The following is a 14938-nucleotide window of genomic DNA, read 5'->3' on the forward strand; positions in this document are numbered from 1 at the left end:
TAATTTTGCTGCAAAGATATAGCTAAAATTACGATTGGCGATTTAAGTTTAAAAATATTGTTAAATTCTGGTCAACACCAAATCAACATTAATTAAAACAATACTAAAAACACCTGCCAAAATGATGAATTTTAAAATATTGTGAAGTATTAAATAGTGTGTTTTTGTTTTAGATTTCCAGAGCAACAACAAAAATCCAAAGAGCAGTGCAATACATAAATAAAAGTAGATGTACATATAACCAATTTCAAAGTGATTTACCAATAAATATATAGGAATCAAGGTTAAAATGGCTAAAACCGTTAGCATAATTTTTGATGCTTTTTCGCCATAAGCTATGGGTATGGTTTTGTAATTTAAAAGTAAATCGCCTTTAATATTTTCCAGGTCTTTTGTGAGTTCTCGCATGGATATGATTAAAAACAAAAACATGGCGTGTACAAAAATGACGGTTTCAAAATTTTTGTAATACATAAAAATGGCAAAAAACGGCGTAATGGTTAAAACTGCCGATGTTAAATTGCCAATAAACGGTAGTTTTTTTAGTTTATGTGAATAAAACCAGATACCAAATATGTAAACCGAAAAGAAGATAACGGGTTTAAACGACACGTAGCTTGCCATAATAACTGCCATAAAATTCAACACGAAATAGAATGACAGTTTTGTGTTTTGACTGATTAATCGGTCTAATTTTGATTTTTGCGGACGATTAATCAAATCCTTTTCCGAGTCGTAAAAATTATTAATAATATACCCGCCAGCAATGGTAGCTGCCGAAGCAAAAACCAGCATGAGTAAATTAACATCAAAAAGCACTGTTTTAAGTGGTTTATCGTGTGCAAGAATATAAACGGCCGCCAAGTACTGCGCAATAACGATGACCAAAATATTGTAACCGCGGACTACAGAAAACATACTGAAGAATTTAAGCAAAATATGTTTCTGTCTTCTGGATAACATTTGGAAAAATTTGAAGGGATTCTGAAAACAAATTCAGAATAATAACATTGGAATTTAGAAGTTATAAACCACCTCTAACTTATAATCTTTTAAAGACTGTTTGGCAACATCAATATTCTCGGTAAATCCTAAAATATAACCACCGCCGCCAGAGCCACAAAGTTTTAAGTAGTACTCGTTGGTTTCGATACCTTTTTTCCAAAGCTCATGAAACTGCTTAGGTATCATAGGCTTAAAATGATTTAATACCACTTTTGATAATTGTTTGGTATTGTTAAACAACGATTTAATATCACCTTTCAAGAAATCATCAACACAAGCATCGGTGTGCTTAACAAACTGGTCCTTAATCATTTTCCTGAAGCCTTCTTGTTTCATGTTTTCCATAAAAATACTAACCATTGGGGCCGTTTCACCAATAATACCGCTATCCAATAAAAACACGGCATTTTTACCTTCGGTTTTTTGTGATGGAATGCCAGTGGCTTCAATATGGTCTTTGGAATTGATTAAAATAGGAATACTTAAATAACTGTTTAAAGGATCTAAACCAGAAGATTTTCCGTGGAAAAACGATTCCATTGCCGAGAAAATCGATTTTAATTTAAGCAATTTTTCTCTGATTAAATTCTCTAAAACCGTAATTTTATCATGGGCATATTTATCGTAAATGGCAGCGACCAAAGCACCACTACTTCCCACACCGTAACCCTGCGGAATTGAAGAATCGAAATACATGCCTTCTTCAACATGTTTTTTCAAGGTCTCAATATCAAAAGTTACCAGTTTCGCGTCAATAGTGCTCAAATAATCAACAAAACCCTTTAAGCTTTTATTGGATTTTATTGCTTGATCAGAAGGATTTTCGTCCATCTTTAAAGCACCGTTATAAAAATTATATGGAATAGATAAACCCTTGGAATCCTTAATGATTCCGTACTCTCCGAAGAGTAATATTTTTGAGTAAAAGAGTGGTCCTTTCATAAACAATTTTTGACTTGGTTTAGCAAAATTACAACAGTTTAGCTCCAAATCCAATTTTATCGTTAATATACTCGCCTTTTTGACAAAACGCAACTAATTCATTCTTAATGAATTCTAATACAATTTCGGTTTCATTCTCAGGATATAAAACATGTACATTGGCGCCCGCATCCAACGTGAAACAAACATTTGAGCCCGTTTTGTGCCTGAAATTCCAAATTTTATTGATGATTTCCAAGGTGTTCGGCTTCATCAAAATAAAATGCGGCATACTGGTCATCATCATCGCGTGCAGTGTTAAAGCTTCACTTTCAACAATCTCGATAAACGCTTTTAAATCCCCTGTTTTAAACACATTTATTAAAGTAGAAAGATTGCTGTGCGCCTGTTTAAATCGCTCTTTAGCAAACGGATGATTATGCATTAAATTATGCCCAACGGTACTGCTCACCTGTTTTTCGCCTTTATCGACAAGCAAAATGGTATCGTTATAATTTTTGAAATTTTGATGCACTTCGAAAGGATATTTTACACCAAATAAATCGGAACTTCTATCAATCTCGTCATGTTTTCCCCAAACCACCAAATCGCCTTCCAAACTACGGCAAGCGCTACCCGAACCCAAACGTGCTAAAAATGATGTTTTTTGAATGAAATCTTCATTTGTAATGTCAGGGTTTAAAGCTTTTTCAATACTCATTAAGCACAAAGCCAAAGCGCTCATGCCAGATGCCGATGATGCAATACCCGAGCTATGGGGAAATGTGTTTGAGGTTTCTATTTTAAAATGATAGGTTTTTAAAAAAGGTAAATAACTTTCAATGCGCTTAAAAAACGTTTCGATTTTCGGTTTAAAATCGTCTTTCTTTTCGTTATCCAAAAACACCTCAAAAGAAAACCCGGTGTTATCTTCTTTTTTAGAAAAACTCAATTTAGTAATCGTTTTACATTCATTTAGGGTAAAACTAATCGATGGATTTTCAGGAATCTGATGCTCCTTTTTCCCCCAATATTTTACCAAAGCGATATTACTTGGCGACGACCACGTGTAACTCCCTTTTTCTATTGTGTTTTTATATGCTTTTGGAATAAAAATTTGTTCTGTCATCTTCTAAATTTCTGCTGACAAAGATAATAACTTTACCATTGTATTATAGTTTCTTGCTGTTGCGGTGGTTTTAAGTTTTCGTTCGAAATAATTCAGGTTGAATTTAGCTTGTCCGTATCCTTTTTCACAAAAGAAATAAATACAATCATTTAAAATATAATATTCTTCGCCTTCATAAATTTTTTCTGATGCCAATGTTACCAAAGCTTCATCTGGTTTATCGTATAACATGGCAAAGTAGCTTGCTTGCTTTTTTTCTTCTGAAAACGGACAAGCATCGAAAATACGTTTTATATGGGTTCTGGTTTTAACTAAAACTGAAACTTCAAATCCGAAGTAAGATGTTGTTGCATTTTGTATGATGTCCTCAATTTCAGCTGTATTATCTTTTGAAGATTGAAATATTACGTTCCCACTTTGAATGTAGGTTTGCACATTTTTAAAACCGGATTTGGTTAGCAATTGGCGCAAATCTACCATGGGTACTTTTTTGTGCCCGCCAACATTAATGCCTTTAAATAATGCAATATATGTATTCATTTATTTTGAAATAGATTTTGCGGCAATAAACGCTCCCGTCCACGCATTTTGAAAGTTAAAGCCACCCGTTACAGCATCAATATTTAAAACCTCGCCAGCAAAATAGAGGTTTTTATGAAGCTTGCTTTCAAAGGTTTTAAAATTGATTTCCTTTAAATTGACACCACCTGCGGTTACAAACTCTTCTTTAAAAGTACTTTTTCCGTCTACCTTAAAAATAGCTTTTGTTAACTGTAAAGCCAAAGCTTCCAATTGATTTTTATTCAAATCTGCCCAGGTTGTAGTTTCAGAAATATCTGCTGCCAAAACCAATTGCTTCCACAAGCGTTTTGGCAAATCGAATTGTGAAAACTTAAACACGGTTTTTTTGTTTAATGTTTGTTTTAACGCCTTTAAATTTACCAAACAATTTTCAAAAGAGCGTTTAATAAAATTAACTTCAATCGAGAATTTATAGTCGCATTTTGCCAATTCTAAAGCGCCATAAGCCGATAGCTTTAAAATGGCAGGAGCACTCATGCCAACATGGGTAATAAGCAGTGGCCCTTCGGATTCTAAACGAGATGCTAGCACTTTTATTGCTACTTTTTGGGCTACCACACCGGGGATATCCTTGATGCGACTATCTTTAATGTTAAATGTAAATAATGAAGGTACGGGTTTGGAAATAGTATGATTCAAACCTTCCAATAATTTCCAGATTTTAGGATTGCTTCCTGTGGCTATCAATAATTTTTCAGTAAAAAACGAACCTTGATTCGTGTCTAATTGCCAATCGTTTTCTGTTTTTTTAATTGACTTAACGGAATGATTATACAACACCTCAACCTTATTTTTTTTAGCTTCGTTTAAAAAACAATCAATAATGGTTTGCGACGAATCGGTAACCGGAAATATTCTTCCGTCCTCTTCAATTTTTAAATTAACGCCCCGTTTTTCAAACCATGCCATGGTATCGCCTGTCATAAATTTATGAAAAGGCCCGAGCAATTCCTTTTCGCCCCTTGGGTAATAATGCACCAATTCATTTGGAATAAATTCAGCATGCGTTACATTACAACGTCCGCCACCAGAAATTTTAACCTTTTGCAACCCCTCTTTTCCGCGCTCTAAAATAGCAACTTTTAAATTTGGATTCTGTTCAGCAATATTTATACCGGCAAAAAAACCCGCAGCGCCACCGCCAATAATTATAACGTTAAATTGTTTCATATTTAAACGCGAAATTAATATTATTATCTACTCTAATTATTATTTTTTAATTATTTAGCTAACTTTGATGCTATGGAAAAAGAACCCACACTTATTTGTATTCCCGATATTAGTGGTTTTACGCAGTTTATGAGTGAGGTTGATTTTGAGATGAGCAGTAAAATAATTCCTTCGTTGCTTAATAAAATCATCTATTCTAACGAGATTGGTTTTAAAGTATCTGAAATTGAAGGTGATGCTGTTTTGTTTTATCGAACAGGTAATTTGCCGTCTTTTAAATCGCTCATTGAACAATGTAAACTTTTTTACACCGATTTTTACCATCAAATAGATTTACTCATGGCCGAGAACAGCCATAAGCTCGAAAGCCATATTATTCCAAAAATATTAGGCTTAAAAATTGTACTGCATTATGGCCTAGACATTGGTAAAACTCAAGTTGGAAGCAACATAAAACTAATAGGCGAGGATATTATAATTGCCCATAGATTGCTTAAAAACAGTATTGAAAGTGACGAATATTTAATGATTTCTGAAGCGGTGTTGGACCAATATAAAAATCAAGATATTCAAAAAGAAACCTTTTGGAATGAGTTAAAATCCGGCAAAGATAGTTACGAGCATATTGGGCATATTAATTATAAATACATTGAACTAAAGCCTTTAAAAGACTAAAAAAAAACTTACTAAATGACAACAACATCTTTTTATATAAAACTAATAATTTTAGGCTTTTTACTTTACTCTTGCAACACGGGCAACATAGAAGTTGTTGCCAATATAGATGCCCAATTGGAAGAAGCCTCGGCCCTTGAATTAGTAAAAAACGAAAATGTTTTATGGACCATTGAAGACGCCGGAAACCCAAATATTTTATACCGATTGAATAACGAAGGTAATATTGATAGGAGTATTACCATAACAAACGCAAAAAACGAAGATTGGGAAGATTTAACCTCGGATAAACAAGGCAATATTTATATTGGAGATTTTGGAAACAACAACAAAAAAAGAGATACGTTTACTATTTACAAAATTTCGAACCCGAAAAAACTTAAAAAGGAAAGTACCGCAGACATTATTAATTTCACCTTGCCCAAAAAAGTAGACTCCGCAGATTTTGAAGCTTTTTTTCTGCACAACAACTATTTTTACATGTTTAGTAAAACCGAAGGCAAAGGCGTTTTAATTAAAGTCCCTAACCAAATTGGTACGCACGTTGCAACCTTAATTACTGAATTTAAACTTAAAGGAAAGCAAACTAAAATTACAGGAGCAGATATAAGTGATGATGGCAAAACAGTAGTATTGTTAAACCATGATAAGCTTTGGAAATTAACCAATTTTACTTCGGATAATTTTTTTGATGGCAGGTTAGAATCGCTAGAATTTAAACACGATTCCCAAAAAGAAGGTGTTTGTTTTGTCGATTCTAAATCGGTTTTGATCAATGACGAACGAACCGGGATTGAAGGTGGTAATATTTATGTATTTGAGTTATAGGTAAGAAATTCATTGTACATTAACTCAATTCGATTTAAATCCGTGCTGTTTGAATGATTTTTTAAAGTATCTTGATAAAGGTTTTCTACTTCCTTTAAAACTGCTTCTTTATAATGTTCGCTGTATTTTGTGTTATTTATTAATAAGTATTTAAGCATATTAAATAGTTTTGCAACAATAATTATATCATGCTTGCAATAAGTACGTAAAGCAGCCATAACGCTATACAGTAATTCGCTAAAAGTTACTGTTCCAACTTTAATAATGGGTTGGCTATCCTCAATATAGCAGCCCCTGTCGTTTTTATGCATCCTCAGCAGAAACAAATCCGTTAAATAATCGATGGCATTAATAGCTGTCCCGGGGTCATTAATTCCTGGCGACATAGCTTTTAAGGCAATTTCGGTAATTTGCTTAAAGGCGAGTACATAATTATCTTCTATAAGTTCGCTTTTGGAATAAAGAAATGAAGCCTCAATCTGCTTAACAAAATCTTCATCTAAATCTACATTGTATTTTACAATTGGGGCACCTTTTAATATATAGGTACCTTTAACGGGAATCACTTCTATTTTACAATGGTTTGCCTTGGCAATATCAATTAAGTTATTTGAACTCAAATCTTGAAAATATCCGGATTTAAAAGATTTTAAAACATGCCAGTTTGATGTATCTGGGAAATCCGTTTTGTATTCTTCTTCAGCATCAATTAATACCTCTAAACGCGTAATAGCTGTTGAAAAAATTTTATCTATAATATTATTAACTTGAATGGCTTGCGAAATGGAATGAATAAAATAGATGAAAGCCCCCAAACAAACCGTCATAAAAACAATGGCCAGCAAAACCGAAAATCCCGGAAGCTGATACTCATTTCCGTTAGGCTCGATAGCTACTAATGTAAAAATACTGTATAATAAAGACGAAATATAAATACCCAATATAACTTGGTGTCTTCGGTTAGAAATTAAACCGGGAAGCACTCTTGGGGAAAAATTACTTGAGGCTTGGTTAAGCAAGATCATAACCAGTGAAAAACTGAATACCATTATAGATATTAAACCCGCAACAAACGTAGTTAAGAGGCTCCTTGCAGTATCAGTGTCATTAACAACCAACAGTGGGGCGTGCTCAACCAAATATGATGAAATACCGAGGCTTTCAAAATAATACATAATAAACGCAAAAAACAAACCTCCAAGGCTCATTAATGTTGGATAAAATGCAATTTTACTTTCAAGCTTTATGAAATAGTTTATGGCATTGTTTAAATAGTTTTTCATGTTTAAAAATTTAAACCAAACCCAAACGAAAACCTAAACCCTTCGCTGCTATTAAAAAAGTTAAAAGTACCCGATAGGCTTTCTGCCGCGGTTACCCAAAATCCGCCACCGTAATCGTTATGCCATTTATCTGAGTCTTCGTTTTTTAACCACACCCTACCCACATCGGCGCCACCAAACACTCCTATTTGCAAAGGCAAAACACTGGTTTTGAAAGAAGGGAAACTATACCTTAAATCGGCATTGCCAACCAACGAATTTTTACCCGTAAAACGTTCCGTCCTAAAACCTCTCAAACCATTATTACCACCAATGTTTGAAGCTTGATAAAACACCAACTCATCACCAATTCTAATTTGGGTTCTCACATCTGTTTTAAGCACCAATTTCCTGTTTTTTGAAAGTGCGTTATAAAACCCAAGATTGGAATTTATATAACCATAGGTGTTTTTGGTGTCTTTAAATTCTGTTTTTCCACCTATGTTCAACAAAAAGGTCATGCCTCGCGTGGGGTTAATGGCATTATCAAAACTTTTATATTTATACTCAGCTTCTAAACCTCCAAAAAAGCGTCTTTTATAAAAATCGGTATTTATAATTGGAGCAAAATTAGAGATGAAACGATTTGGTGTTTCGTCAATTTCAATAGCTTCAAAAAGGGCTCTAAAGCCATAATCACTACCAAAACTCCCTTTTTTAACAATTCCTATTTTAGCGCCGATGATACTGGTTTTAACCCTGTTAAAATCTAAATCGTCGTTATTATTTGTGGTTTCGTTTCCGTAGCCAAAAAAGTTATTTGTAAAATTTTCTGTTGTAAACTTACCTGCTACGTGTAAATTCCAATCCTGAAAAATATTTGCATACTCGACATCGTATTGCAGGGCAAATCCTTCGGTAGCAAAAAAATAACCACCTTTAAAACGATGTTGTTGCGAAAACGGATTACGCTGAAAACCTTTTACTGTTTTCACAAAAGATACACCCAATTGAAAGCCGTCGTCTGGATTAAAACCTATAGCTGGTGTTATTACACTGGATTTGGTTATGTTTTTATTAAAATCAAAAAGATTCAAATTATATACATCTGTAAATTTAATTTCGCCACCTTTCTGTTCAACTACGGTATTAGGTTTTGATTTATGGTCGTAAACTTTAATCCGTCGACCGTTTTTTATTATATAGGTATCGTTTTCCTGTCCGCCAATTAGCCTTGTGTATATTAAGTTATTTGCTTTTCCAGTAACTTCAAAAATATCTTTATCATCCAATCCGTAAATCCAAATTTCTTTGGTAATGGCTCTATCAAAGGTTTTATCGACCAAAACATCTGCTTTTTCGCCGTCTTTAATTCTTGAAATTTTAACATGGGTTTTGTTATAACCTATGCGCGTAACTTCAATATAATCGTCCTTATCGGTTCCCGTTAAAATTACCAACCCGTTTAAGTGGTTATAATAGCGTGTGGCTATGTCTTGTAAGTTAGCTCGCCTTCCTTTTAACTTTTGTTTTATATCATTGAGTGTTTCATCTTGAACCCTTTCCGGCACTTTAGAAAAGGCAACATCGATAATCTCATCAGTTATATGTTCTTGTAAAAATTTAGCTTGCTCTAGCCATTTTTCTTTATCCGCTTTTTGAATAAGCACGCGGTCCAATTTAATGCCGGCGCTATTCATCCATTCAATGTCTTTTAGCTCTTCATCATACACTTGAAGCTGTTTTGTTGATCCCGAAATAAATTTCATCACATCAAGTAAAGCACCATCAAAATTCGAAAACACTTGATCTCTGTCTCTAGGAATTGGCCTATAATATTTATCGCCGTTTTCCATATCAAACTGTGCCCAACGCCATTGGTCTTGGTGCCGGTCCCAATCACCGATGAGCATATCAAAAAGGCGCGCTCTTACAAAGGCATTTTCGTCTATTTTGTATTTTTCATCTTTACGTACTTTTTCTATAATATCGTGGGTGCTTTCAATATCATCGGCGTAACCAAAGTTTCTCTCACCCGAATAATTATCTTCGGGACGTTCTTCAATCATATATAATTCACCGCCGTACTCATTGTTGTAATCACCCAATGCTTTGTGCTTTGGAATAAAAAATAATTTTGGATTGGGATGATAAATTTTAGCCGCATTAGACAAGTCTGGAACCACTGCGAAGGCATACGGATGTGCCGCCGTGTAAAAGTCTAAAATAAGCTCTTCAACTTCGGTTTTATCAAACTCATCTTGAATGTAAGTATCTTTAAAAAGTACGGTTTGCAAATATTGTGTTGCACTTTTACGGAGCGCTCTCATGTTAAGCTCTCTGCCATCTTTTGTTTTTAAACGAAGGGAACGTGTTTGGTGGCCACCGCCTTTTCTAACCACTTCCAAACCACCATAAAGCGTATCTAAAGTCGCCACTTTAGCTTTAATTTTTGTGCTGTAAATATCTCTGTAATGGTCGCCCCATACCGATTCAAAAAAACCTGTTTTATCGGTTTCTTCTTTGGAGTAAATAGACACTTCAACTTCTTGCGGAAAGCTTTCTGGAAGGCTGGACACATCAAAACCTTGTTTCGCCTGTATCGCTTCCTTTTGAAACAGTAATTTTGCTTGTCCGTTTTCTTCGCCATAAATTCTAACCCAACCGCTTCCATCTTTAAAAACCACAAATTTGGCAAAACCTTGTTTCCCGTACGAAAACAAACCGTTTTTACCCAAAGCTGCAGCCGACTCTTTTGAGCCAGAGCCGGAAACGATCTGTTTTATCGCTTCGTTTTCTATGTATTGCATGGTATGCTCATGCCCAGACACAAAAACAACATTATCCGCATCTAAGGTCATGGTCTCCAATCTGCTCATGAGTTTGTGGTAGCGCTCGTTATAGCGGTCTTGGATAGACACGCCACCTTGTGTTCTTACCTGTGCCAATAAAGATGAAATAACAGGAAGTGGTATCTTTTTTTGAGTTGGATACATATGCTTTGATGCGGCGTAGTGCCCACCGTGAATGCCATTGGTGTACATGGGGTGATGCATAGCGAATACAACCGTTTTGTTCTGTGCTTTTTTTAGTTCGCCCTCAACTTCTTCAAACAATCGCTCTCTGGTTTTAATTTCGCATTCATCATTTATTGTGGGGTTGTGGTTCCAGTTTTCCAAATACCATTGTGTATCAACAATTATTAACTGTATGGTTTCGCTAACATCAATGCTTTCAAGCGGACAACCATTTTCTGGTAAAAAAGTATCTTTTCCTAAGGCATCTTCTATATATTTTTCTTGGCGCTTTAATCCTTTTAATCCGTTGGAATACCAATCGTGATTTCCGGGAATAAAGACCACTTCGCCCTTAAAACCAGCAACAGCTTCTAGTTGTGCGTTTAAACCGTTTTCAGCCTTTTTTCGACCCTTATGGTTTTTTGAAGGCAAACCAGACGGATAAATATTATCGCCAAGAAAAAGCGTGTAATCCCCTTTTGTGTCTTTGTTCTCGATGTGACTTTTATAAGCCTTTAATCCTTTTGAAAGCTCTCCATAAGGCGACCAACCGGCATCGCCAATTAAGTAAAAGGTTCTATCTATTTCTTTGTTGGGGAATTGATTTTGATTAACCTCTTCATTAGCATATTGTGCTTTGTGAGTTGCACATGCGCTAATAAATAAGGTTAGTATTAAAATGGTGGTGACTTTATATTTAAACTTCATTTATTTGTTTTTATTCATTTTTAAAGATAATAATTCTTAATCTTCTTTAATAATAATGGTATCGAATAGCACTTTGTTGGCTAATGTTTTATGGACAGGGCATCTCGATGCTATTTCCTTAAGCCGTTCTTTTTGCTCATTATTTAAGTTGCCAACAAGCTTTAGCTTTTTATTTATAAAGTCCATCCTAGTTGGTTTTTCAATATCCAACATCAAATCATCGCTGTGTTTTTTCGAATAGGTTATATAGGCATACACTTCTTGCAAATCCCATTTTTTGCGTTCGGCATAAAGTTTAAGCGTCATTACGGTACAAGCGGCTAAACCTGCACTTAAATAATCGTATGGTGAAGGTCCAAAATCGTCGCCTCCAAAACTAATAGGTTCATCAGCTATAAAACTGTGTTTTTGGGTTTGTATTTTGGTGGTAAACTTATCTTCTTTCAAATTTAAATGCGCCACCAACTGTTCTCCTGAAGTATCTAACATCACATTATCCTTAGGCTCAAAATAGCGTTGTACCCAACAGCCAATAAGCTTTCCAACATAGTCGCTATCCCTACTTTTAGACAACAAATGGTCGGCCTGATCCAAACTCACAAAGCTTTTTGGATGATGAGCATTGTGATATAGTTTTTCGGCATTTTCAATTCCCACAATACCATCAAAAGGCGCGTGCATAACGAGCAGCGGTTTTCTTAATTTTTTAGTGATTTCCGGCAGATCTGTTTTGCTAAAATCAGCCACAAATTCCTGATTGATTTTAAATGGCCTGCCGCCGATATTCACCTCTACTTCGCCCTTTTCCTCGACCTCATCAATGCCATGCGAAAATAAATGTGTAACATGACCAACGGTTGCCGGTGCACCAATAGTTGCTACGGCCTTAACGTTTTCAAGTTTTGAAGCTGCTACAATAACGGCAGCTCCACCAAGCGAATGGCCCACCAACAAGCTCGGTGCTTTAAAATTTTCTTTTAAATAATCGCTTACGGCAATTAAATCGTCAACATTTGCCGAAAAATAACTTTCGGCAAACTCACCCTCACTTCTTCCTAAGCCCGTAAAATCAAAACGCACCATGCCAAACCCATGGTTTGTTAGCGCTCTACTTATGTTTTTTACAGCATTAAAATTACTGTTACACGTAAAACAGTGTGCAAAAATGGCGTAATAGCTTGGTTTTTGGTTTGCTGGCAATTCCAAATACGCTTGTAATTTATGACCCTTTTTATTCTGAATATTGAGCTTTGTCCGTTTCATTTTGAGTTACATGTTTTAATTTATCTGGATTGGTATACGCTGAAAACTGCTTTAATAACAACGTCAGCTTTGGATTAATAAACGTTTCGCAAAAAGGCTTGTTTGGGTTTTTATGATAATAATTTTGAATGGCTTCTCGCGATGCTTTAAACTTTGAAAATGGTAAAACCTCAGTTATCAATTTACCATCGAAATCCTTCTGAAAACTTTCAATAATATCATTTGATTCTATTTCTTGCGATTTAACAAAGGTATAAACTGCCGATCTATACTTGTAACGCATACTGTGTTTTGATGTGCTCATATGGGTATGTAAATGAATTTGAATCAAAACTTTTAACGAAATTTCTTTAGGATTGAAATGGACAATAACGGCTTCTGAAAACGTGTCATTTCCATCAATTGATGCGATATAACCCTGTTCTACTTTTTCAACACCTTTTAAAGATTGAAACACAGCTTCGGTACACCAATGACACCCACCACCTAAACCTATTTTAGTTTTTCTATCCATTTGTCCAGCTCTGCATCCGTTGGGTTCCTCAATTTCTTTTCATCAAGGGTTATTGTTGGAAAATTAAGCCTTCTGTTTTCATAAAGGTTTCGCAAGGCTTCGGCATAGGCTTTGTTTTCTTCAACGTCCAGAAATTTATAATCTAAACCACGCGATTCCAAAAAAGATTTATAATGCTGTGTTTTATGGCATCTATCAGCTCCGTAAAGTTTAATTTCTAAAGCCATATCATTTCAATTCCTTTAAAAATTGAATGGCTGCGTCTGGGTTTAAATGAAACTCAGAATACACAACATTATCGTGTTTGTCAATAAAAACAAACCAAGGCGTCCCTCCTGTTTTATAGTTTTTCATCATATTCGAGTACGACTTACCATCGTCTCCGGCATCGTGCCCAAACGGGATTTTAAGGCTGTATTGCTTTTGGGTTTCAAGCATTTTTTGATAAGTATTCGCTTCGTGACCTTCAAAAACGGTTTGAATGGCTAAAAAGACAATATGCTTGTTTTCCTTTAAGGCTTCAACCATTTTTTTTAAATCCGGTAAACCTTTGCTATGGCAACCGGGGCACCAATGTTGAAAACAATATACGATTTTAAACTTGCCCTTAAAATCTGAAAGTTTTATAGGTTCGGTTTTATTTCCGTTGGCATCAACCCAGTTATCAACTTGAAATTCGGGAGCTTTAAATACTTTTGCCTGCTCTGGTTTATTTGACATGTTGTAATCCTTTCTACGTTGTTGAAATTATTTCAATTTATCGGCATGTAGCTTTCTAAGCTTTGTCAATTTGGGAGTAATTACAAAACTGCAATAGCCTTGTGTTTGGTTATTTCGGTAATAATATTGATGTACTGCCTCGGCTTCATAAAACAAATCTAAGGGTGAAACTTCAGTAAATATGGGGTTTTCGTAATACACGGCAACCTCTTTAACAACCGTTTCGGCAACTTCTTTTTGTTGTTCATTATGATAAAAAATCACGGAGCGATATTGCGTACCTCTATCTGCACCTTGCCTGTTTAATGTGGTGGGATCGTGCGTGGTCATAAAAATTATCAATATATCTTTATAGGAAATTATATTGGCATCAAAGGTAATTTGCACCACTTCGGCATGCCCCGTTAAACCCGAACAAATTTCGCGGTATGTGGGATGCCCTGGAACGTTACCACCCGAATAACCCGACACCACATTTTCCACACCTTTTATTTCTTGGAAAACAGCTTCGGTACACCAAAAACATCCACCACCAACCGTGGCTATTTGTAAATTTTTATTATTCATTTATCGCCTCCTTTTCTAATTGCATCGATTCTGAATTGATACAGTAGCGTAACCCACTAGGTTCTGGACCATCAGGGAAAACGTGTCCTAAATGGGCATCGCAGGTGTTACACATTACCTCTACCCGCACCATACCAAAAGCCGTATCTTTTTCGTACTTAATAGCATTTTCTTTAATGGGTTGTGTAAAACTGGGCCAACCCGTGCCCGAACTAAACTTAATTGTAGAATCGAACAAAGGCGTATTGCAGCACACACAACTGTATTTGCCAGCATCGTGAATGCTACAAAGTGCTCCACTATGCGGGCGCTCGGTGCCTTTTTGTCTTGTAATCCTAAATTGCTCTGGGGTTAATTGCGCTTGCCATTCGGCCTCTGTTTTTTCAACACGTTTATCTGGAGTTGGGTTCCCGTTTACGGAAAAGTTAATAACGTCTTTCCAAGTTATCATCATAAGGTTTCCTTTTGTTTTTTAATTTCTTTTTATTACTACAATGTGCTTTTTCAATCTAAATATAGTCGTTTTTTTTGGCATTAAATTACATCTAAAAAGAAACCGCATATATCTTGTTTAATT

The 14938-nt window shown here is 35.3% G+C and carries 15 protein-coding genes; 2 read left to right on the forward strand and 13 right to left on the reverse strand.

The features are described from left to right. Positions 1-60: 60 nt before the first annotated feature. From RNZ47_RS00665 to RNZ47_RS00685, 5 genes are read right to left on the reverse strand one after another with little or no spacing between them, the layout of a single operon-like run. Entirely contained in the window at positions 61-963 is a 903-nt protein-coding gene (locus RNZ47_RS00665) for a geranylgeranylglycerol-phosphate geranylgeranyltransferase (protein WP_311935104.1), read from the reverse strand. A 54-nt stretch (positions 964-1017) separates the two neighbouring features. Beyond that, a complete protein-coding gene (locus RNZ47_RS00670; protein ID WP_311935106.1) occupies positions 1018-1947 on the reverse strand; it encodes a mevalonate kinase family protein in 930 nt (309 codons plus the stop codon). A 28-nt stretch (positions 1948-1975) separates the two neighbouring features. Further along, positions 1976-3055, reverse strand: a complete 1080-nt coding sequence (locus tag RNZ47_RS00675) for a diphosphomevalonate decarboxylase (RefSeq protein ID WP_311935108.1) — start codon at positions 3053-3055, stop codon at positions 1976-1978. A 3-nt stretch (positions 3056-3058) separates the two neighbouring features. After that, positions 3059-3595 (reverse strand): DUF1697 domain-containing protein, encoded by a 537-nt coding sequence (locus tag RNZ47_RS00680; RefSeq protein WP_311935110.1) that lies wholly within the window; start codon positions 3593-3595, stop codon positions 3059-3061. Then, the gene (locus RNZ47_RS00685; protein WP_311935113.1) at positions 3596-4807 is read right to left on the reverse strand and encodes a BaiN/RdsA family NAD(P)/FAD-dependent oxidoreductase; all 1212 of its coding nucleotides are present in this window, start codon (positions 4805-4807) and stop codon (positions 3596-3598) included. Positions 4808-4879: 72 nt separating this feature from the next. On the opposite strand from RNZ47_RS00685, the gene RNZ47_RS00690 reads away from it, so the two are divergent. Next, positions 4880-5482, forward strand: a complete 603-nt coding sequence (locus RNZ47_RS00690) for a DUF2652 domain-containing protein (RefSeq protein ID WP_311935115.1) — start codon at positions 4880-4882, stop codon at positions 5480-5482. Between the two features lie 15 nt (positions 5483-5497). Next, positions 5498-6310, forward strand: coding sequence for a YjiK family protein (locus tag RNZ47_RS00695; RefSeq protein WP_311935116.1), 813 nt, complete (start codon positions 5498-5500; stop codon positions 6308-6310). On the opposite strand, the gene RNZ47_RS00700 is transcribed toward RNZ47_RS00695, so the two are convergent. Genes RNZ47_RS00700 through msrB form a run of 8 tightly spaced genes read right to left on the reverse strand, consistent with a single transcriptional unit; the run spans position 6292 to position 14812 of the window. Continuing rightward, positions 6292-7593: a DUF2254 domain-containing protein gene (locus tag RNZ47_RS00700; protein WP_311935117.1), complete on the reverse strand. Its 1302-nt coding sequence runs from the start codon at positions 7591-7593 to the stop codon at positions 6292-6294. The two genes, RNZ47_RS00695 and RNZ47_RS00700, sit on opposite strands and share 19 nt — an antisense overlap. Positions 7594-7595: 2 nt before the next feature. Then, the gene (locus RNZ47_RS00705) at positions 7596-11297 is read right to left on the reverse strand and encodes a metallophosphoesterase (protein WP_311935119.1); all 3702 of its coding nucleotides are present in this window, start codon (positions 11295-11297) and stop codon (positions 7596-7598) included. Between the two features lie 36 nt (positions 11298-11333). Then, a complete protein-coding gene (locus RNZ47_RS00710; RefSeq protein ID WP_311935121.1) occupies positions 11334-12560 on the reverse strand; it encodes a bifunctional alpha/beta hydrolase/OsmC family protein in 1227 nt (408 codons plus the stop codon). Beyond that, positions 12529-13074, reverse strand: a complete 546-nt coding sequence (locus tag RNZ47_RS00715) for a peptide-methionine (S)-S-oxide reductase (protein WP_311935123.1) — start codon at positions 13072-13074, stop codon at positions 12529-12531. Before RNZ47_RS00715 ends, RNZ47_RS00710 begins: the two co-directional genes overlap by 32 nt. Next, complete coding sequence (locus RNZ47_RS00720) at positions 13053-13301, reverse strand: glutaredoxin family protein (protein WP_311935125.1); 249 nt, start codon at positions 13299-13301, stop codon at positions 13053-13055. The genes RNZ47_RS00715 and RNZ47_RS00720 overlap by 22 nt, the downstream gene beginning before the upstream one ends. 1 nt (position 13302) lies before the next feature. Beyond that, positions 13303-13794 (reverse strand): peroxiredoxin family protein, encoded by a 492-nt coding sequence (locus tag RNZ47_RS00725; RefSeq protein WP_311935127.1) that lies wholly within the window; start codon positions 13792-13794, stop codon positions 13303-13305. Between the two features lie 27 nt (positions 13795-13821). Further along, the gene (gene msrA / locus RNZ47_RS00730) at positions 13822-14361 is read right to left on the reverse strand and encodes a peptide-methionine (S)-S-oxide reductase MsrA (RefSeq protein ID WP_311935129.1); all 540 of its coding nucleotides are present in this window, start codon (positions 14359-14361) and stop codon (positions 13822-13824) included. Beyond that, complete coding sequence (gene msrB / locus RNZ47_RS00735) at positions 14354-14812, reverse strand: peptide-methionine (R)-S-oxide reductase MsrB (RefSeq protein WP_311937459.1); 459 nt, start codon at positions 14810-14812, stop codon at positions 14354-14356. Before msrB ends, msrA begins: the two co-directional genes overlap by 8 nt. Positions 14813-14938: the final 126 nt, after the last annotated feature.

The sequence above is a fragment of the Hwangdonia seohaensis genome (assembly GCF_031932625.1).
Lineage (GTDB): Bacteria > Bacteroidota > Bacteroidia > Flavobacteriales > Flavobacteriaceae > Hwangdonia > Hwangdonia seohaensis.